The 19,110-nt window shown below is 41.2% G+C and carries 19 protein-coding genes; 6 read left to right on the top strand and 13 right to left on the bottom strand.

What is annotated here, in order from left to right; translation table 11 throughout:
* Window positions 1-106: 106 nt before the first annotated feature.
* From ID47_RS05800 to ID47_RS11760, 4 genes are read left to right on the top strand one after another with little or no spacing between them, the layout of a single operon-like run.
* Window positions 107-1,669 carry a hypothetical protein gene (locus ID47_RS05800; protein ID WP_038464796.1) on the top strand — a complete coding sequence of 521 codons (1,563 nt, stop codon included), beginning with the start codon at window positions 107-109 and terminating at the stop codon, window positions 1,667-1,669.
* Window positions 1,666-2,334 carry a hypothetical protein gene (locus ID47_RS05795; protein ID WP_038464794.1) on the top strand — a complete coding sequence of 223 codons (669 nt, stop codon included), beginning with the start codon at window positions 1,666-1,668 and terminating at the stop codon, window positions 2,332-2,334. The genes ID47_RS05800 and ID47_RS05795 overlap by 4 nt, the downstream gene beginning before the upstream one ends.
* A gap of 12 nt (window positions 2,335-2,346) precedes the next feature.
* The gene (locus ID47_RS05790; protein WP_038464792.1) at window positions 2,347-2,772 is read left to right on the top strand and encodes a cell wall hydrolase; all 426 of its coding nucleotides are present in this window, start codon (window positions 2,347-2,349) and stop codon (window positions 2,770-2,772) included.
* Window positions 2,772-3,305 (top strand): hypothetical protein, encoded by a 534-nt coding sequence (locus ID47_RS11760; protein WP_051908676.1) that lies wholly within the window; start codon window positions 2,772-2,774, stop codon window positions 3,303-3,305. Before ID47_RS05790 ends, ID47_RS11760 begins: the two co-directional genes overlap by 1 nt.
* A 70-nt stretch (window positions 3,306-3,375) precedes the next feature.
* Here ID47_RS11760 and recG read toward each other — a convergent pair whose 3' ends face one another.
* From recG to ID47_RS05750, 7 genes are all read right to left on the bottom strand, one after another.
* A complete protein-coding gene (recG, locus tag ID47_RS05780; protein WP_038464790.1) occupies window positions 3,376-5,475 on the bottom strand; it encodes an ATP-dependent DNA helicase RecG in 2,100 nt (699 codons plus the stop codon).
* A complete protein-coding gene (locus ID47_RS05775; protein WP_051908675.1) occupies window positions 5,457-6,428 on the bottom strand; it encodes an RluA family pseudouridine synthase in 972 nt (323 codons plus the stop codon). The genes recG and ID47_RS05775 overlap by 19 nt, the downstream gene beginning before the upstream one ends.
* A gap of 255 nt (window positions 6,429-6,683) precedes the next feature.
* Window positions 6,684-7,115: a hypothetical protein gene (locus ID47_RS05770; RefSeq protein ID WP_038464789.1), complete on the bottom strand. Its 432-nt coding sequence runs from the start codon at window positions 7,113-7,115 to the stop codon at window positions 6,684-6,686.
* A 176-nt stretch (window positions 7,116-7,291) separates the two neighbouring features.
* On the bottom strand, window positions 7,292-7,720 hold the full coding sequence (locus tag ID47_RS05765; RefSeq protein ID WP_038464788.1) for a type II toxin-antitoxin system RatA family toxin: 429 nt from the start codon (window positions 7,718-7,720) through the stop codon (window positions 7,292-7,294).
* Between the two features lie 146 nt (window positions 7,721-7,866).
* Window positions 7,867-9,774 (bottom strand): threonine--tRNA ligase, encoded by a 1,908-nt coding sequence (thrS, locus tag ID47_RS05760; RefSeq protein ID WP_038464786.1) that lies wholly within the window; start codon window positions 9,772-9,774, stop codon window positions 7,867-7,869.
* 200 nt (window positions 9,775-9,974) lie between these two features.
* On the bottom strand, window positions 9,975-10,613 hold the full coding sequence (locus ID47_RS05755; protein WP_038464784.1) for a hypothetical protein: 639 nt from the start codon (window positions 10,611-10,613) through the stop codon (window positions 9,975-9,977).
* Window positions 10,614-10,789: 176 nt separating this feature from the next.
* Window positions 10,790-11,407, bottom strand: coding sequence for a hypothetical protein (locus ID47_RS05750; RefSeq protein ID WP_038464782.1), 618 nt, complete (start codon window positions 11,405-11,407; stop codon window positions 10,790-10,792).
* 155 nt (window positions 11,408-11,562) lie between these two features.
* On the opposite strand from ID47_RS05750, the gene ID47_RS05745 reads away from it, so the two are divergent.
* Window positions 11,563-12,423, top strand: coding sequence for an IS982 family transposase (locus ID47_RS05745; protein ID WP_038464780.1), 861 nt, complete (start codon window positions 11,563-11,565; stop codon window positions 12,421-12,423).
* On the opposite strand, the gene ID47_RS05740 is transcribed toward ID47_RS05745, so the two are convergent.
* The 5 genes from ID47_RS05740 to ID47_RS05720 form a co-directional block, all read right to left on the bottom strand.
* Entirely contained in the window at window positions 12,420-12,959 is a 540-nt protein-coding gene (locus tag ID47_RS05740; RefSeq protein WP_038464778.1) for a hypothetical protein, read from the bottom strand. The genes ID47_RS05745 and ID47_RS05740 overlap by 4 nt on opposite strands.
* A gap of 123 nt (window positions 12,960-13,082) precedes the next feature.
* Window positions 13,083-13,823, bottom strand: coding sequence for a hypothetical protein (locus ID47_RS05735; RefSeq protein WP_156956674.1), 741 nt, complete (start codon window positions 13,821-13,823; stop codon window positions 13,083-13,085).
* A gap of 101 nt (window positions 13,824-13,924) precedes the next feature.
* Complete coding sequence (locus ID47_RS05730; protein ID WP_038464774.1) at window positions 13,925-14,572, bottom strand: hypothetical protein; 648 nt, start codon at window positions 14,570-14,572, stop codon at window positions 13,925-13,927.
* A 306-nt stretch (window positions 14,573-14,878) separates the two neighbouring features.
* On the bottom strand, window positions 14,879-15,388 hold the full coding sequence (locus ID47_RS05725; protein WP_038464772.1) for a L,D-transpeptidase family protein: 510 nt from the start codon (window positions 15,386-15,388) through the stop codon (window positions 14,879-14,881).
* A 61-nt stretch (window positions 15,389-15,449) separates the two neighbouring features.
* Window positions 15,450-16,901: an NADP-dependent isocitrate dehydrogenase gene (locus tag ID47_RS05720; protein ID WP_038464770.1), complete on the bottom strand. Its 1,452-nt coding sequence runs from the start codon at window positions 16,899-16,901 to the stop codon at window positions 15,450-15,452.
* Between the two features lie 296 nt (window positions 16,902-17,197).
* Here ID47_RS05720 and ruvX point away from each other — a divergent pair, with 296 nt between their 5' ends.
* Window positions 17,198-17,683 (top strand): Holliday junction resolvase RuvX, encoded by a 486-nt coding sequence (ruvX, locus tag ID47_RS05715; protein ID WP_038464768.1) that lies wholly within the window; start codon window positions 17,198-17,200, stop codon window positions 17,681-17,683.
* On the opposite strand, the gene aroA is transcribed toward ruvX, so the two are convergent.
* Window positions 17,645-18,991 (bottom strand): 3-phosphoshikimate 1-carboxyvinyltransferase, encoded by a 1,347-nt coding sequence (gene aroA / locus ID47_RS05710; RefSeq protein WP_038464766.1) that lies wholly within the window; start codon window positions 18,989-18,991, stop codon window positions 17,645-17,647. The genes ruvX and aroA overlap by 39 nt on opposite strands.
* Between the last annotated feature and the right edge of the window lie 119 nt (window positions 18,992-19,110).

Raw genomic sequence — 19,110 nt, 5'->3', positions numbered from 1 at the left:
AGGTTAAAAGACTAAAACTGGGATGTGTTTCACATCAATCCTTCTATCTATTGCTACATATATAGAATGGCGTAATTAAATTGTCTACATAATTTAAGAGGTATCGATGTCGATTTATTTATATAAATGTAATCCACTTCAATCATTTTCTGCTGATTGTGAGCAGTTACCGGTAAAATTACTTGAGCTTGTCATTGATCATAAAGAAGGCCGTGTTGCTGTCGCGACGCTGGTTTTACCCATATCAGACCTTATACCTGCTGAGGGATGGGCTTTTATTGTAACGGATGATCGAGGGCATCTAGAGCCGATTTTTAAGGGGCAATTTGTGGGTTTGCCAAAAAAAATAGACGAAGTCACTAAAATAGTGGAGCTGGTGGCAACGCCAGTTGATTTGGGGCACCAAGTAAGTGCACTGACCCGCAACCTTAAGGAAAGTCACCCAGATTGTCTGCTTTTGAGAGGGCAAAAGCAACTTGATCTTGCTGATTACCTGGAATTTCGTCAAGAATTGTTTTGTTATGATCGTGTCACCCATCAGATGACGTTATCATCTCTTTTTCAAGGCACCCATCAGCAGACTTTTCAAACGCAAATCTTACAAGGAAGTCTTCAGTTTCGTATCTGTGATACCCCTCTGCCTGCTGTATCTTTGTCTGTGGTTTGCGAGTGGGTTCAGGAATGTCAAGGAGAGATCAATCTTATTCCTAAAATTGAATTACAGTTTTCTCAAGGGAGAATCAACACTCTTTCGCCCAAAAGTTTGAGTGTCAGTTGGCCGAAGGCAGGCAAGACGCTTGGACGGAGTGGGTATGAAGTTTTACGCAGTTCTTTAAAAGAGTTTACCCCTCCCTCAACAGGAAGCCTGGGACATTATCCCACAATAACCCCTTTAATACATGGCAAAAGGTATCGACAGCATTGGTTTCAAGGTGAGTTAATTCTAGGATGGACGTATCGCCAAAAGAGGCGTGAACAAGTTGATGTTGTTGTACATCACCAGAATCAGTATTTGGGCTTTTCTAAACGTCCGGTTCGGAAATTAAAGCTTAAACTCAATAAATTAACTGGTGACATGCAAAGCCACTCTAGTTTTTTTGAGACGACGGCTGGGCGCCAAGCAATTTTAAGTGCTCTTAATATTGCAAAGTCTCACCTTGCGTATTCTTCACGAGCCGCAGAAGTTAGATTTCAAGTTGAATTTGTAAATGCCTTAGATATTACTCTTGATCATCAGCTAAAGATTTGTCATGAGAGTTTACCTGCCGGTAGAATAACCGGCAAGGTAACCAGTTGTCGACTGGAACGACGTTTTGATCGAGCTGTCGCTCATTTAACCGTTGCGGTTGCGACTGGCGCGGAGGAAGAAAGGCCCTTTGTTCTGAACTGGGGTTATAAAGATGATCTTCTTGGTTTTGAAAAGGTAAGCAGCCTAACTGCAGATCATTTTATAGAATCATTGACGGTTGAAAACCATGTGCGTGATCAAATTAATTGGTTGCAAGATCAAGAACAACCTGTCAGCAGTTTGCCGCCTGAAGCAGCAACTTCTATAGATTTCACTTTTAAAGATTTGCGAAGTTCCGATGTGCTGGAGCGTAAGTTCCGGCTACACGATTTGTATTGGAGTGCCCCCAATCAACTAGGAACACCAGAGGAGGAAGCATGACAGTAATTCATCAAAAGATAGATAAACGCTCCTATTGGCAAGGATATGAGGCGCCTTCAACTGCTTTCTTGACGACAGATGTGGCTCGATTGAAGTTAGGACAAGTGACGGAAGCGGAAAATTTGGAAGAACCGAACCATTTGCCAGATATAGTTGATCTATTGGTTGAAATTCAACCCGAACCAACGACTCATAACCCCTCTCTAGCGCTTAATAATAGAACGGCTAGTGTATTTAAAGGACCTTTGGCAGATTATAGATTTGCGAAGATGTCTTTAGAATATCAGGGATTAGCTCGATTAGATGGGGTGATTAAAAAACGTCCTCTTTCCATCATTTTTCTCTCCGGTATTGAATTTGAGACATTGATGTCAAACGTGAATGTAATAAATGCCCCTGATAAGCAACCATTGGGGGGATTTTGGCAGTTAGGATGTGAGTTAGAGCGCATCAAACAATATAGTGTTACCTTTTTTGAAGCCGATAATGCAATGCAGTATCGGCTTCACCCCGAACATACATTTATTGATTACATTCGTGATCGACATGTTTCCCTCCAAATCTCTGGGGAAAATAGTGACGACCCTCCCGTCGTCTATAAGTCTATCGAGGCTCAACGTCACGGTAGTAAATGTGCTTGGATAACTTTTGAGAAACAGCAATAAGGAGACTTCAGAATGAATGAAATTCAAATTCTCGCCCGGACAATATTTGGTGAGGCAAGAGGGGAATACCATCGTGTTGATGGCGGATTAGCATCCTTAATTGCTATTGCAAATGTGGTCAAAAATCGCCAAAAACAACAAACTTGGTATGGCAAAACAATTAGTGAGATTTGCCAGAAACCATATCAGTTTTCTTGCTGGAATCCGCATGATCCTAATCAAAAATTGATTACTACCACGATTACAGATCCTTTATTTGATATTTGTCTTAAGGTCGCTGACATGGTTATTAAAGATCACTGGCCAGATTTAACGCGAGGATGTGATCATTATCATGCATCTACGATAGTATCTTTTCCCACTTGGTCGTTGACGGCTAAACCTAAGGTGAAAATTGGACGCCATATTTTTTATGATCTATCGAGAGGGGGCAAATAATGTCGGGCTCACCTATTTCTGCAGCGTTCGGCTTGGCGCAATTTATACCTTCCATCGCACGGTGGTTGGCTGGAGAAAAAGCTGAAGAGGTTGCTCAAAATGTTTTAAATATTGCAAAGCGAATCACCGGTATCGAAGATTCGCCCGATATAATTCGGTTGCTGCTTGAACAACCCGAACTGGTGGTTGAGTTCCAAAGGGCTATTTTGAATTTAGAAGCGGAAATGGAACTTGCCGTCATGCAGGATAAGCAAGATGCTCGGTTGCGCGATATGGCCTTGATTAAGGCAGGTCGGAATAATACCCGGGCTGATATTATGGTCATTAGTGCGGCTGGTGGATTAATCAGCTGTCTGGTTACGTTGGCTTATTATTCAGAATTTTTACCGGGGGAGGCAGTTGGAATTATTTCCACTGTCGCTGGTATTTTTGGGTCCTGTTTAAAGGATGCTTATGCTTTTGAATTTGGATCATCCCGAGAAAGCAAGATGAAAGATACAACCATGGCGGCCTTATTTGAACGAGATTTTTAGGAAGGAAACCATATTTTCCTTCTCCTTCTCTTATATTTTCACCCTCAAAGGAACTCTAGAGCATGCAATATTACGAACGTGTGTATTTTATGGCATTATCCATGGCAAAGACCTCAAGTAGAAGGCGAATGGCAAAGCCCCGGTCGCCGCGTAAAGCAGAGTCTGTTTTTAAAACCTTTTTGGCTTCTGTGTTGGCTAACGCTAATAATGAACTCATTTTATCGGGATATGAGACAAAATCTGCTAAACGAAAGCCCGGCAAACCACTTTGACGCGTCCCCAAAATATCCCCGCCACCCCTCAGGCGCAAGTCGGCTTCCGCAATTTCAAATCCATCATTGGTTTGGCGCATTGTCGCTAAGCGTTCTTTTCCCACTTGGCTCATTTCATGGCCGTAGAGCAGCACACAGGTTGCTGCTCTTTCTCCCCGTCCAATTCGTCCACGTAACTGGTGCAGCTGGGCCAGACCGAATCTTTCTGCATGCTCAATAATCATAATGGTTGCGGCCGGTACGTTAACACCAACCTCTATGACTGTTGTGGCTATTAAGATATCGACATCGCCATTCACAAATTGCTCCATCACAGCATCTTTGTCAGCAGCTTTCATTTTCCCATGGACTAAGCCTATGCGATGACCAAAAATCTCCTGAAGTTGCTGATACCGATCGACAGCAGCGGATACATTGATTTTTTCTGATTCTTCGACCAAGGGGCAAACCCAAAAGACTTTTGCTTGATCTTGTAAAGCGCGCTGTACGCCATCAATTACGTCATTAAGACGATTTAAGGGTAGAACTTTTGTCGTTACAGGCTGCCTTCCAGCGGGTTTCTCCCGGATAATGGATACATCCATGTCACCAAAATTTGCTAGTTGTAAAGAGCGCGGAATAGGGGTTGCTGTCATGGCCAAAATGTCAGGGTTATTTCCTTTCTGAGCTAAGGCTAAACGCTGTTCCACACCAAATCGATGCTGTTCATCAATAACGGCTAATCCTAAATTCTTAAATTGAACATCCTCAACAAGCAATGCGTGGGTTCCAATGAGTAGATCAATCTTCCCCTGAGCGAGGTTATCCAGAATTTGTGCTCTTTTTTTGCCTTTCTCACGGCCTGTTAGAACGACTGCTTTAATTCCAATTGTATCAGCTAAGTTTATGATCGTTTCTGCATGTTGACGCGCCAAGATATCGGTTGGTGCTAATATTGCAGTTTGAAAACCTGATTCAATAGCCCGCACCATGCTGATTAAGGCAACCAATGTCTTACCACTGCCCACATCCCCTTGAATTAACCGTGTCATCGGATTTGGCTTTGCCATATCTTCAAATATATCTCTCAATACATCTTTTTGCGATTCAGTCGGCTCATAAGGCAATTGAGCTAATAATTGACGGACAAGTTTTCCTGTGCCGATCATCGATTGACCAGGGGTTTCTGCTTGATTAACCAGACGAGAAAAGTGTAACGCTAACTGATGGGCGAATAGTTCATCGAAAATAAGACGTTCATGGGCTGGTGTTAGCTGTAAGTCTTCCATTGTTTGGGGGTGATGCAATTGTCGAATAGCTTGACTAAAACCCATAAGGTTTAACTCTTGAGCGACTGTTTTATCATGCCATTCTGGAAAATTGATCAGGCGGCTTAAGGCTGCATCGATGGCACGGTGAACACATTTGTTTGTTACGCCCGTTGTTAAAGGGTAGACGACTTCTTTTGTTGGCACGATTTGATCCGGTGTTGCGGGATAGATCTTTTCAGGATGGGTAATGCTCCAGCGGCTAAGATTTTTATCCACTCGACCTATAATTGTTCGTTTAGTTTTTTCGGGTAAAATCTTATGAAAATAGGGGATGTTGCCATGAAAAAACACCACTTCAAAGAACGTATGACCATCATAGCAACTAACCCGATGGGGGCCACCGCGACGGGTTGCTGGGCGATGGCTCATCACCTCGGCTTGGATAATAATAGTCTCGCCGACGGCGGCGTCGTTAATAGTTTGAACAAGCCTGTAGGAATTTATGTTACTTGGAAAATGAAGAAGAGCATCAATGGCACGCTCTCCCAATAATCTTTTAAATAAAGATTCGCGGCGACCTGCCACCCCAGGCAAGGTCGTTAAAGGGGCAAAAAGAGGGGACAATCGTGTTAGATAGTCTTGCTCCATTGGATACCATACCGTGCCAAAGTCTCAGCAAAATGATCCGGAGGCGGTGCATTAAAGCTGAGTTTATTACCATCTCTATCCCGAATTGTGATGGATCGAGCGTGTAAATGCAAGGTACGATTAATATCTGTCACTGCTTTGCCACCATATTTACCATCTCCCAGAATCGGCGCCCCCAAATGTTGGCAGTGCACGCGGATTTGGTGGGTCCGACCGGTTTGCGGTTTTAGCTCCACCCAAGCCATAAAGGGAAGGTGCGGTTTTTCCAATTTCTTAATTGTTTGATAAACCGTAACAGCCGGTTTGCCAGTTTCATAATCGACCACCACTTTTTCTCGGTCACCCATGCCGGCCTTAATCAACGGTGCTTTAATCGTGCCGCTGCCAGGGTTAGGCTGTCCAACCGTAATGGCCCAATAGGTTTTTTCTACTGTCCCATCTTTAAAACATTGCGTCAGATAGGTTGCCATTTCACTTGTTTTGGCAATCACAAGCAATCCGCTGGTGTCACGATCAATGCGGTGGGTAAGGCGATAGCGACAGTTGCGCAGCTCACCCAAACCAGCCAAGTACCGATCCACATGAGTAAAAGTCTTGGTCCCCCCTTGTACGGCTAATCCACTGGGTTTATTGATGATCATCATATCCTCATCTTCCCAAATAATTAAGGATGTGAAGAATTCAATATCCACAGGCGTTAGTAATACTGCCTCTTTCATGCTGATTTGGGGCAAAACATTTTTGTATTTGTCCAGGTTTTCCCAGGCACTAATTACATCACCGGGTGTAATCCGATGGCCAGCGGCAATTTTTTTGTCATTAAGTTTAATTTTGCCAGTGCGTAATAGTTTTTCAAGAACGCTCTGCCTCAAGTCAGGGATCTGTTTTTTTAGCCAGCGATCCAGGCGCATTCCATCAGAATCTTCAACAAGGTATATAGTGGGTTGAGACATGCTTTATTGTGCTTTCGTTCATCATCCCTCATTGTTAACATTTTTAAATGAGTCGAGCTAGAAAAAATTGAAATATAGAAACCTATATTTACCGGTCATTCTCTCAGAGTTTAACTAATTAATTATATTTTTTGAAAAGGGAAAAGTTTTTTATAAGAATAAAGGTGAAATCGACTAAACACCTTATTCCCTCTCTGAAAGTTAATAAGGTGCTGTTAAATGGTATACAAAGTTTTATCTAGAGAAAGGCTAAGATTATTTAGCTGCTGTAATAAAATTTTCTGTGGTCGTTCCATAACTGCTAATCAATAGTTTATATTTATTTTGATCAGGAGTGGGTTCAAATTTTAACTCACTTCCTATGGGGATATACTTAGAGATATGGAAAATATCATCCGCTGCAAAAACTATAATCTCAAAGTTTGTGAGAGAGCAGTTTCGCTGATATTCGGAAAATAGATCTCTTTTCTGAAAATATAATTTTTGTTGTGGTTTAGCAAGTTGAGGAATGACGTGAGGGAAAGCTTGTCCTTCAAATGATCCGTTTTTATCCTCTCCACATGCTGCAATAGTAAATTCTAATTGGTCAGAAGTTTGATTTTCAATAGTGAGCAATGAGCGATAGGAGTCCATTGCGTGGGATGTAGTTAATAAAAATAATCCCATTAAAATATTTTTTTCATTCAATATTATTCTTAATTTTAATTGTTCCTCTTCCTGGGAGTTTTATAATATATATTGCAGTATAAATCTACAATATTATTGTCTGTGAGGATTTTTTAAAACCTGCAACCTCAGGAGAGTCTTATGAGAGATAAGCTTATCAAGTTGCAGTAAGGGTTGACTGTTAAGAAAGCTCAATCTTAATAAATGGCGGCAGCGCGTTTTTCAAAGGCGTGAATCATACGTTTAACAGCTTCTGAAAATACTGGTGTCAAAAGAGATTGTAGCATCGGATTATTGAATTCAAAATCGATATAAAAATCGATTTCTGTCAATTTTTCAGTGAGCGGTTTTAAGATCCAATGATTGTTTAGGTAATGAAATGGACCGGTAAGGTATTCGATATCAATGCGTTCCTTAGGTACCAAATGAACCCGACATTTGTAAGGATAAGTGAAGATCTTGTACCCAATCATGACATCTGCCGTAAATGAATCGTCGTGGTGATCATAGGTATTGGCGGAATCAACCCAAGGTAAAAATTCAGGATAATGTGCTACATCCGCGATGAGGTCAAAAAGTTGTTCTGGCGTATAAGGCAGAATTTTCTTTTCAGCATGGGTTGGCATAGGATGACTCCTGATATCAAAAATGAGAAAGGGGGTGAATAATGTCTCAACCTTACGGCCAAGGAAGACGGTGATCTATAGGCCGGGCCCCGTTGAGGGGGGCTCGGAATGATGGATGGGCCTCAGAAGTTGTCCATCCAATAAGCTTAAGGTTCTTTGGATTCCTTGACAACCATTGTGATAGCTTCAGCCAGGTGCAAAACTTGTTGATCTTGGGTTCCAAGGCGGCGAATAGCAACAGTGGATTCTTCCTCTTCACGCTTTCCAACGACAAAAATCAACGGTACTTTTTTCACGGAGTGTTCCCGAACTTTATAGTTGATCTTTTCATTACGACTATCCAGAATTGCACGGATACCTTGAGCTTGCAGCTGATCGACAACTTTTTGTCCATAGCTGTCGGCCTCTGAAGTAATGGTTGCAACACAAACTTGGACTGGTGCCAACCACAGCGGTAGTTTGCCCGCATAATGTTCAATCAGAATACCAATGAATCGTTCAAAAGACCCAAGTATAGCACGGTGCAGCATAACAGGACGATGCTTTTTGCCATCTTCGGCAATATAAGAAGCATCTAAGCGTTCCGGTAACACAAAGTCCGCTTGTAATGTCCCACATTGCCATTCCCGACCAATGGCATCTCTTAAGACAAACTCTAATTTTGGCCCATAGAAGGCACCTTCACCAGGATTTAAGGTGAAGTCTAAGCCAGAAGCAATGGCGGCTTCTTTAAGCGCACCTTCAGCTTGGTCCCAAATTTCATCGGCGCCAGCCCTTTTTTCAGGGCGATCAGAAAATTTAATACGAATATCATTAAATCCAAGAGCAGCGTAGACCTCTTTCAAAGAATCACAGAACAATTTGGTCTCGCTGACGATTTGCTCAGGCGTACAGAAAACATGGCCGTCATCTTGAGTAAACGCGCGCACGCGCATAATTCCATGCAAAGCACCCGATGGTTCATTGCGGTGACACGCCCCAAATTCTGCCATACGCAGCGGTAGGTCCCGATAGCTCTTAATTCCCTGCTTAAAGATTTGCACGTGACAAGGGCAGCTCATCGGCTTGACCGCCATCGTCTTTTCTTCTGATTCTACCACAAACATGTTTTCGCGAAATTTCTCCCAGTGTCCTGAGGCTCCCCAGAAACTGGAATCCAAAATTTGCGGTGTTTTTACCTCAACATAATCACCTTTTTCAAGGCGCTTACGCATGAAGTTTTCCAGTAAAAGATAGACTGTCCAGCCTTTTGGATGCCAGAAAACGGATCCGGGGGCCTCTTCTTGTAAGTGGAATAGGTCTAATTCATTACCCAAGCGGCGATGGTCGCGCTTTTCTGCTTCTTCGAGCTGCATCAGGTAATCTTTTAACTGCTGTTCAGTAGCCCATGCCGTTCCATAAATGCGCTGTAATCGTTCGTTACGGTGATCTCCCCGCCAATAAGAACCAGCAACAGACATCAATTTAAAGGCTTTACCCAACCGTCCGGTGGAGGGGAGGTGAGGCCCCCGACATAAATCAATAAAATCACCCTGACGATAAAAACTAATGATTTGACCTTCTGGAATATCGCGAATGATTTCTGCTTTAAACTTTTCACCAATCGATTCAAAAAATTTAATAGCCTCTTCCCGCGGCATTTCTGTCCGAACGATGGGTTCATCGCGCTTAACAATTTCATGCATGCGCGCTTCGAGTTTGCTTAAATCATCTGGTGTAAAAGGGATTTCCCGGTAAAAGTCATAGTAAAATCCGTTTTCAATGGCGGGACCAATGGTTACTTGTAAATCAGGATAAAGCTCTTTTGCGGCCTCAGCTAAAACGTGGGCGGCATCATGGCGCAACAATTCTAAGGCGTCAGGATCATTGCGACGAACAATTTCTATCACTGAGCCATGCGGAACAGAAGCTGTCAAATCGGTCATCTCACCGTCAACCTTGAGGGCAACAGCATCTTTTGCCAAGGAGGTAGAAATACTGGTTGCAATTTCTAGACCATTCTTTTGAGATTCGAATTCGCGCACACTTCCGTCTTTTAATTTTATAGCAAACATCGCTCATTTCCTGTCTAATTAGTCCCTTTTATGTATACAGTAACACAATAATTCTTGCAAGAAACGGTTGTTTGTGGTGGGTTTGTTTTTTAAAAATGAAATAATGTTGGAAGAATCTTATAAGGAAAATTGATAGAAAAAAAGTTGCCAACAAAATTGGCAACCTATCCGTTAAGAGTGAAGGCAGACTAAGCCTTTTCTTACAATAATTTCTTTTCTTCTAGAAGAAGCATTGGCATTTCTTCTAAGGAACTTAAATAGTCTTCCTCTTGCTCTTCTGTGGGGATAACCACATCTTTATAAGAAATGCCCGCCATGAATTTAGAACTCTTGCTTTTGACCGGGAATAGCGTACCTTTTAAATCGCTAAAAAATCTCCCTACCTTTGATTGTGAATGAATTTTATATAAGTGAGCAACATGGGTGCGCGTCATCTGATCATAAGAGTAACGTAGTTCACGGAATTTTTGCTTAGTCGGCCATCTTTCACAACATTTTTTCTTTATTTCTGAAAGGGTTTCGGGAGAAACTCCCCGATAGTTTCCATAAGCTATTTCAGCTAAATGCAGTAAACTATCAGCCATGTAAAACTTTTCAGCATAAATAAGATAGGGGATAGCTTCTTCTCCCTTGCCAGCATCCAGGAGATCTGATGCTTTTGAACATGCATCTTCGGCCCTCCTAAATTCGGCAAAATTGCGTGGCAAATGATGTTCGGTAAATAATTCATTTACTTTATAGGGTTTTACAGCCTCTTCAATTTTTTTCCAATAGAGAGCCCTTTCTGGTGATATTTCTTCAATAGAATAAGCCTTAGAGAAAAAAGCAGGTAAAACCATTATAAAACTCAAAATCAATATCTTTTTTTGTTTTTCATAATTATTGCTCCTCAAGGCTCGCGGTGTAAAAGGTTCTTATTGTTTGCATTTAAAGGTCCGCTTAAAGCTGTGCTTTCTCCTTCATAATGGTTTAATATAAATTTCCTAACTTTATTTATATATGAACTCTTAATTAATTAATTTATATTATAATTATTTAATACAATACTTAAAAGCACGACAAGGTGAGATTGAATTGATATTTTCTCATCGCTGTAAGAGGAAGGTAATAATTTTCCTTTAAAGCCCCAATCTTGATACTGATAAAATTTATTAACTATGTAAGGATAACTTGTTAGCGTGGCGAACACACCTAGAACGGCAGAGCCAATCTGAATTCCCCCAATCGTATCATATAAAGCCTTATTCTGATTATCATTGATAATATTAATTATTCCTTGAGTAATTAGAACGGATGCACTTCCAAGGACATTTGCGACCAAAAACTCAACGGTGCGAAAAGAAGATTCTCTCTCTTTTCTTAGAATAAGGGCACTTTTAAGCTTTTCTGCTAGCGCATGGTAACCCTTTAAATAATCTTTAGAATATTGGGGACTATAGACTAGAATATTTTTAAGGTTCTGAATATCTTCCCATGCAGTCTGCCCTTTTACGGCATGGGTTTTTATATAACGATAAAGGGCTTCCTCGGGGTTTTTTATAATATTGCTTCGTATTAATAACTCATTTCTATCGATATCCTTCTTTACCCATTGGGCATTCTGGAGTAAGAAATTTGTCGTCCGCGCGTACAATTTCTGGCTTGAGTCATTAAGTAACCTGAGTAATGGATAAAAGAAGATTTAAGTATTTGAAAAGCATAAAGAAAAGAAAAATAAGCTCTATTTTCTGATGAAGCTTAGATAAAAAGTGGCTAGATTCTAAGTGAAAATAAAGAAAGGATCTAGCCATGTCGATAGATATCCTAGCCTTATATGTTTGTCTTGCAGATTTTTGCAAACTTTATAACTCTTGCCTTAAGCATCATTTCCTACCGGCTTTGAAACATCGTCATCGTGAAGGATATTTAAGCTTAGAAGAAATCTTATTTATCGAAGTCTATTTTCATTTCAGCCCCTATAAAGACTTCAAGGATTATTATCTATATGGCATTTGTGTAGAGCATCGCGATAAATTTGGCAAACTGCCGTGTTATCAACGATTTGTAGCTTTAAAGAAGCAAGTGTTTATGCCATTGGCAATTTTGCTGTATTACCTAACAGGCGAACAAACTGGTCTGTATTTTGCGGACTCAACCAATCTTAAAGTCTGCCATAATAAGCGTATTTTTAACCACAAGGTCTTTCAGGGGCTAGCGCAGCGAGGAAAAACAACGATGGGGTGGTTTTTCGGCCTCAAGCTTCACTTAATCCTCAATCATAAGGGCCAGGCTGTAAGGTTTACTCCTGGCAACACGGATGATCGAGCAACTTTAATAAGGATGATCAAGGGATTAAAGGGTAAATGCTTTACAGATAAAGGATATATTGGCAAAGATATTTTTCACACGCTTTGGCAAAATGGCATCCATTTGATCACAGGCATCCGTAAAAATATGAAGAATTATTTAATGTCTTACAGGGATAAACTCTTACTGCGTAAACGGTTTATTATTGAGACAGTCTTTGGTATTCTGAAAACTGATATGAATCTTGAGCATTCAAGACATCGATCACCCACCAATGCTTTTGTCCATATCATGGCAACCTTAGTCGCTTACTCTTATAAGACTAATAAGCCCAAAATTAATACTTCTTTCTCTATCTCTTAAACGTTACTCAGGTTAAGTAAGTTTTTTATGATTCTTTGATAGTAGCGCCTATAGTCTTCTGGGTTAGTTTGCTCCGCTAACAGATATCCTAAAAAATAAGTGGCAAAGGCATTGTGATCATCTACTAATTCTTGCCAGGCATTCAATAATACGTCAAAAGCGTTTCTTCTTGCTTCTTTATTTTCTTCAATAGAGAAATTCTGAAGAAGATCAATAGATAGGAGCGGTTGAGAAAGAGAAATCAACGGAGAAAAATTTTCAACATTATCTGTTTCTATAATTTGATTAATATAGTCTTCATAAATTCTTAGGGGATCTTGCTCATCATCATTATTAATAAATCTTGGTGTACCTTGCCAAATTTTTAGGAATTCTCCAGCATCTTGCGATAAAGGAGTAAGTGAGGCTGACGCCCTCGGCGCTGACGACGATGATGCCTTGCCTTGTTCAACTACTTCATCCTGAGCCTGACTTAAGGTAAGGTTTAATAGTAATAAACAAGACCCACATAGAAAAATAACTTTTGATAATTTCATAGAATACCATCTTTCCTATATTAAAAATTAACCTTTATATAGAAAAGATATACTTTAATATGCAAGAAGCATTATCCATTTTCTGATTGATTTTATCTCCTCTCGGGAGATGGGGAATGAGGGTTAGTCAAGCTGTAACATATCCGCTGATATCGTCGTACCACTATCAGGAATAGGCAACCCAAGGACCGCATATTGTGCATCAATCATGTCTTTAAGAGAAATGTAAGGAGGCATCCCCGGTATGGCGGGATTTAATATTGAATTATAAGATAATTCTTTAATATTCTTGCTAATACGCCGAACATCGTGAAAATGGATCATTACTGTATCTGCAATAGCTGGAATCATCCCTGCCAATAATAAATAATTAGGAGGGGGAAAATTATGGCGTAATCGATAGATCCCTGTAGCTATAGGAGTAAGATATCCTCCCCCTCCCAGTGCTCTATGCAAATAAGCTATTAAATTCCCAACCGGTATTCCAAGTATCCCTGCGGCGAAAGGTATGCCCCCTGCTGCCGTGAAAGCCAACGCAAGCGGCTCTTGAAATTCTACTCTTATTCCAAGGCTTTCTCTGTCGATCGCCATTTGGCATGCTTCTTGGAGAGTTAAGGCACCCCCGAGTATTGGCACAGCATGTTGCCACGCCATTGGAAGGGGACCTAATGCATTCATTAAGCTTATGCCAACTGAATGGGCTCCTCCTATCCCTAAAGCAGGAATAATGCCATTTCTAGCGACGATCGTGCCATGAGGATAATTGGCAAGAGCCCTATTTAATCCAACAGGCATAAGATTTTGATGTTCATGCATCTCATAATTAAAGCAAACGGGCCCTGCTGCAAAGAGTTGCTGGACCATTAGAAAGCCTATAAATAAAAAAACTAGGCGACTGATCCTGCTTTCAACCTTTTGCATCTTAATTATTCCTCTATTCCCTTAACTTTTGTTATAAATTAACTTTACTTTCTGCGACTTCTTGAAAGAACAGGATTTGGAAGGTCCTCCGTAATTTCGTAAATTTCGTGATAGGCGGTTGTAAGACCCTCAAACTTAATATCTTGTGTATCTTCAGATTGGCTTAAAAACTTCGTAATTGCATCAATTTTAGGAGGTAAGGTTCCGGAGGCTAAGATTGCCATACTTACGCTTACTAAATCATTCTTATTATCATAATTTCTTGATCTTAATTTATGAAGCAATTGCTCAGTCGAATTAACCATGATCCTAATACCACTTGCATAACTTACTAATTCTGAAGCACGCGGAAGGTTTTCCGGGTGAGAAGCGTACTTTTCTCGTGCAATTTTTTCAAGAGCGTCTTGGATTGTTTTAAGCTCTATCATGAGATCAGGGAGAGACTTTGTTAATATCGTAGCTTTATACTCTAAGCGCTTCTTCATTTTCTCTAGGTTAATTGCTCTTGCTGATTGGTTTTCTTCTTCTGATTGTATGTCAATTTTTTGATGCTTCTGAATTTTTTGGGGATTGGTTGACTCTGCTCCTCTTTTTTTTACAGTAGAGGGAATTTCAGGCGAAGAGAGTTCCATTGCATAGCTGGACGAGGATAACATTAAGATAGGAGAGATCAGACAACTAAGAAGATTCATGGTATTACCTCATACTTGGTCAATAAAAAACTCATGTGATTCACTAACCTTTCATTTAACTGTCTACAACTTAGCTTTTCACAATAAGACTTAAAGAAAGGTTAGTACTGAAACATATAAACAATCAAGTCTATAAAAAACATGATATTTATTTTAATTTTTTCTACTGAAAAAGGCTTTTTAAGAGGTGAAGGGGAAACGTCTCACTAGAACTTAGAAGGAAGACCTTGGAAATGGTTAAGAAGTAGGACGGCCTTCTTTGATTTAGAGAAAGTTTCAGTGATAAATGCTAGTCCGTAACTACCCTTAAAGCTTAGGCACAATAAGTTGAGTAGAAGGAACAACCCCTTTAAGGATCTCCAGAAGATCTGGCTTGCTCAGGGCAATGCATCCCTCGGTGGGGACATAATTTTCTCGTGCTACATGCAAAAAAATAGCGCTGCCATTATTAGGGATAACAGGCATACTATTGTGAGTGGTTACAACAATAATGTCATAAACATCATCTTCTTCCCGCCACAATTTTTCATGGCGGGCATGGTAGGGTAAGCGAATATGATTGTTATACCGGGGGTCTTTTGGATCGTCACACCATCCATCATTTTTGGTGAGTTGGCGACAACTCAGCCGATTGCTGGGCGCTGTTTCTACCTTATCAGGACGGTAAAAAATATAGCGCAGACCAAAAATGCCCGCAGGTGTTGCTTTATCGCCTTCAACCTTTGCTTCTTTAATGCCGCCCAGGCCTGTCGCGCAGGGGTATTCCTTTGTCCCAAACATGAGCGTTGTTGGAGAAGTTAAGACAAGATTTACCATCTCTCTTACCTTTGTTTAAATAAAGGCATAGAGGAAAATCCCCTATGCCAGAGCCAATAATTTAGTCTTCGCCGTGGGCTTTGGAATAGGCGGCGACCCCATCAAAAATGTTAAGTTTTTCAATATGCATCCAACGGTAATCTTTTTTCACTAAAGAAACCAATTGCATGATGTCATCGTCTGTTACCTCGCGGTTGCTATCGGTAGCAATAAAACGACAGCGAAAACAATCTGTCAAATCAGGTTTCGTTCCATGGTCGTTTGGATAAACCTTAACCCCCCGATTTGAGATTAGTTTTAACTTCATATTGGTGGCACTAGCAAGGTCTGTCAATCGTTTGCCCATTTCCTCCAGGTCATTGTGTGTTTCAATAAACAAGTCAATGCCACCGACGCTGCGAGATTTAATTTCGATAGCTTTTTGGTTATCTTTAATTTTTGGCATATCGATTGGTTTGTATTCGCGATGTTTCCATTCTGGATGGGTGCGACCAAAATTATCAATGATGGCTTTGGTAAAGGTTGTGGTTGAAACAGACCCGGCATCCCCGATTACATCGCGCGTATACGTCTTATCAATCCCAAGAGTGACAACCAAAGCTTGCTCAATTAAATCGGCTGCTTCAAATTCACCAATATGGCGAAGCATCATCACACCTGATAAGAGGACAGCGGTTGGATTAATTTTGTTTTGTCCTGCATATTTAGGAGCTGAGCCGTGGACTGCTTCAAAAATTGCAAAGTTGTCACCAATATTGGCACCAGGCGCAAATCCAAGACCCCCAATCAGAGCTGAGCCAAGATCGCTGAGGATGTCACCATTCATATTGGTTGTCACAATCACGTCAAAAATTTCCGGCATTTTCACCAATTGGTGGGCACAGTTATCCACGATGATATGTTGGGCTTCGATTTCAGGATATTCTTTGGCAATTTCTTCGAAGGTGCGTTTCATCATGCCTTCGGTTGCTTTCATAATATTCGCCTTAGTTGCACAATGGACGAGCTTGCGTCCTTCGGAATGGGCGAATTCAAAAGCAAGGCGAATGATTTTCTCACAGCCAGGGCGAGAAATGAGCTTTAAGCATTGAGCAACCGATGGGGTTTGCATATGCTCAATCCCTGCATACAAATCTTCGACATTTTCACGAACAATTACAAAGTCAACATTGCGGCCAGAAAATGGTGTTGCAACGCCAGGAAATTCGCGGATGGGGCGAATATTTCCATAGGTTTCAAACATTTTGCGCAGTGTAACATTCGCTGACTTTTCACCATGCCCCACTGGTGTTTCAAGAGGGCCTTTGAGTGCAATTTTATTGCGGGTAATAGAATCAATGGTTTCTTTAGGAACACCTGTTGCCAGTCCTTTTTTAAAGACTTGGGCCCCGGCCTCACAAATCTCCCAGTTAATTTTCACGCCCGTCGCCTCAATAATCTGACGCGTTGCATTTGTAACTTCGGGGCCAATGCCATCGCCTTGGATCAAGGAAATTGTATGCGATTTTGACATTCGAGTTTTGCTCCTATAAAATTGATAAAACTTTAGTGAAATCTTAGCACTGTTGAAGAAGCTGCGCACGGCTTTTTTACGCAATTTATTCCTAAACCGTTATAAACCTTATTAAAAGTTCAAAAAGCTTAATTTCTAAAGAGGCTGAATGGTGTTTCTTCCCACACCCAACTCCCTATAAATTGATTCCTCATTCCACCATACAATTGGATCAATTTATAGGGGTTTGGCTATATTGATCAGCATATGATATAAAAGTAAAAACTGTGTTAAATTGTTAGCGGAATTTTTATCGAATGCCCCTCATTTCCAAAGAAGAATTCTTTGCCCTTAAACTTAAACGTAAGCGCGTCCTTGGGCTGGATGTTGGTAATAAAACTGTGGGAATTGCTGTTAGTGATGCTAGCTGGTTAATTGCGTCTCCTCTTAAGCTTTTAAAGCGGGCGAATCTAACAGCAGATATTAAAGCTCTTTTAAGTGTTTATAAAGATTACAACGCATGTTGCTGTGTTGTAGGATTGCCCATGAATATGAATGGTACAGAGGGCCCACAAGCAGGGGTGGTGCGGTCTTTTATTGGCTTCCTATTGAAACAAGAGGATGTACCAGTATTTTTATGGGATGAAAGGTTATCAACGGTGGCCGTAACCCGAACCTTACTTGAGGCTGATTTATCAAGAAAACGCCGGGCTGAAGTTGTTGATAAAATGGCGGCCACCTATATTCTGCAGGGTAGCCTGGATTTATGCAGCACGCATGAAAGACAAATTCTCAAAGACTGAGCTGAAGTTAGGGAAGCTAGAAGAAATACAATCGGCACCCTGAATAATAATAGGATTGCGCGCAATCATCCCTAGAATATATAAAGCCATGGCAATTCGATGATCCTTAAAGACATTGATCGTCACGCCACCAAAAATGGGTAAGCCCGATGTTCCTTTAATGATTAACGTATCATCATCAGTTCGAACTTCGATCCCGCAGGTGGTTAAATTATGGAAAATTCCTTCTAAGCGATTACTTTCCTTATACCGAAGTTCTCTTAATCCCCGAAAGACGGATGTGCCACGGGCTGCGGCTGCCGCCACGGCAAGGGCAGGATACTCATCTATTAAGGCAGGGGCTTCATGAGCCTCCAGCGTGATCGAATTTAAGGTGTTGGATTCAATCTGAATATCAGCAATTTCTTCCCCACAAAGGTGGGCGTGCTTTAGCACGGTAAGTTTGGCGCCCATCATTTCCAGAATTTCAAAAACTCGACGGCGATAGGGGTTCCAATTCACCCCTTCGATTGTAATGTCAGATTGAGGTGTGATCGCAGCCGCCACGGCAAAGAAAGCAGCAGAAGAAGGATCAGCGGGCACCGAGATACGTTTTGCCTCAAAACGGCATTTACCTGTGAGAGATAGAATTTTTCCGCCCCCTTCATGATCTGTTATCCGTAAAGGAATTCCTAGATATTCCATCATGCGTTCCGTGTGGTCGCGGGTTTTAACAGGTTCATGGATGGAAGTCATACCTTGAATATTAAGGCCAGCCAAAAGAAGGGATGACTTAATCTGCGCTGATGGTATTGGCATAATATAGTGGGTTCCCACAGGCGATTTTGTCCCATGGATGGTTAAGGGTAATGTCTCATTGAGGTTGGCCTCAAATTTTGCCCCAATTTCTTTGAGAGGAAGTATCATCCGACGCATGGGGCGTTGGGAGAGAGAGGCGTCACCATATAAAGTCACAGAAATTGGAAAGGGTGTAATGACGCCACCCAGCAGACGTGCTGTTGTTCCAGAATTGCCAAGGTACAAAGGGTTTTTTGGCTGCATCAAGGCCTTACCCGCCAGTCCATGGACTAACTTTTTTCCCTCACCGTGATTTTCAATCTTGACCCCAAAGGATTCGAGCGCCAGTTGGGTGTGTTCTACATCTTCCCCTGTGTTTAGGCCTTCGATCTGTGTGATGCCATCAGCAAAAGCGGATAGATAAAGAGCACGATGGGAAATTGATTTGTCACCAGGAATATCGTGGTGGGCAATAAGCTTACCCCGTAGATGGCTTTGGCGATAGGAAATCAGGGTGTTCTTGATAGCCATCGTCTTGACTCCATTGGGTTCTGGTTTTATTAAAAATTATTAAAGGATAAAAAAATCCCAATGCAACTACTTTTATCTTTGACAAAAAGCGTCAAGGCGTGTCAAAACTGATCACAAGT

This window comes from Candidatus Paracaedibacter acanthamoebae, assembly GCF_000742835.1.
Taxonomy (GTDB): domain Bacteria; phylum Pseudomonadota; class Alphaproteobacteria; order Paracaedibacterales; family Paracaedibacteraceae; genus Paracaedibacter; species Paracaedibacter acanthamoebae.
The sequence above is the reverse complement of the archived record's forward strand: the minus strand, read 5'-3'. Positions and strand labels throughout refer to the sequence as shown.

Excerpts from the sequence above, each read along its gene's own strand:
- ID47_RS05800 (WP_038464796.1), top strand. The coding sequence starts at position 107 with ATGTCGATTTATTTATATAAATGTAATCCACTTCAATCATTTTCTGCT.
- ID47_RS05795 (WP_038464794.1), top strand. The coding sequence starts at position 1,666 with ATGACAGTAATTCATCAAAAGATAGATAAACGCTCCTATTGGCAAGGA.
- ID47_RS05790 (WP_038464792.1), top strand. The coding sequence starts at position 2,347 with ATGAATGAAATTCAAATTCTCGCCCGGACAATATTTGGTGAGGCAAGA.
- ID47_RS11760 (WP_051908676.1), top strand. The coding sequence starts at position 2,772 with ATGTCGGGCTCACCTATTTCTGCAGCGTTCGGCTTGGCGCAATTTATA.
- recG (WP_038464790.1), bottom strand. The coding sequence starts at position 5,475 with ATGGAGCAAGACTATCTAACACGATTGTCCCCTCTTTTTGCCCCTTTA.
- ID47_RS05775 (WP_051908675.1), bottom strand. The coding sequence starts at position 6,428 with ATGTCTCAACCCACTATATACCTTGTTGAAGATTCTGATGGAATGCGC.
- ID47_RS05765 (WP_038464788.1), bottom strand. The coding sequence starts at position 7,720 with ATGCCAACCCATGCTGAAAAGAAAATTCTGCCTTATACGCCAGAACAA.
- thrS (WP_038464786.1), bottom strand. The coding sequence starts at position 9,774 with ATGTTTGCTATAAAATTAAAAGACGGAAGTGTGCGCGAATTCGAATCT.
- ID47_RS05755 (WP_038464784.1), bottom strand. The coding sequence starts at position 10,613 with ATGGTTTTACCTGCTTTTTTCTCTAAGGCTTATTCTATTGAAGAAATA.
- ID47_RS05745 (WP_038464780.1), top strand. The coding sequence starts at position 11,563 with ATGTCGATAGATATCCTAGCCTTATATGTTTGTCTTGCAGATTTTTGC.
- ID47_RS05740 (WP_038464778.1), bottom strand. The coding sequence starts at position 12,959 with ATGAAATTATCAAAAGTTATTTTTCTATGTGGGTCTTGTTTATTACTA.
- ID47_RS05735 (WP_156956674.1), bottom strand. The coding sequence starts at position 13,823 with ATGGTCCAGCAACTCTTTGCAGCAGGGCCCGTTTGCTTTAATTATGAG.
- ID47_RS05730 (WP_038464774.1), bottom strand. The coding sequence starts at position 14,572 with ATGAATCTTCTTAGTTGTCTGATCTCTCCTATCTTAATGTTATCCTCG.
- ID47_RS05725 (WP_038464772.1), bottom strand. The coding sequence starts at position 15,388 with ATGGTAAATCTTGTCTTAACTTCTCCAACAACGCTCATGTTTGGGACA.
- ID47_RS05720 (WP_038464770.1), bottom strand. The coding sequence starts at position 16,901 with ATGTCAAAATCGCATACAATTTCCTTGATCCAAGGCGATGGCATTGGC.
- ruvX (WP_038464768.1), top strand. The coding sequence starts at position 17,198 with ATGCCCCTCATTTCCAAAGAAGAATTCTTTGCCCTTAAACTTAAACGT.
- aroA (WP_038464766.1), bottom strand. The coding sequence starts at position 18,991 with ATGGCTATCAAGAACACCCTGATTTCCTATCGCCAAAGCCATCTACGG.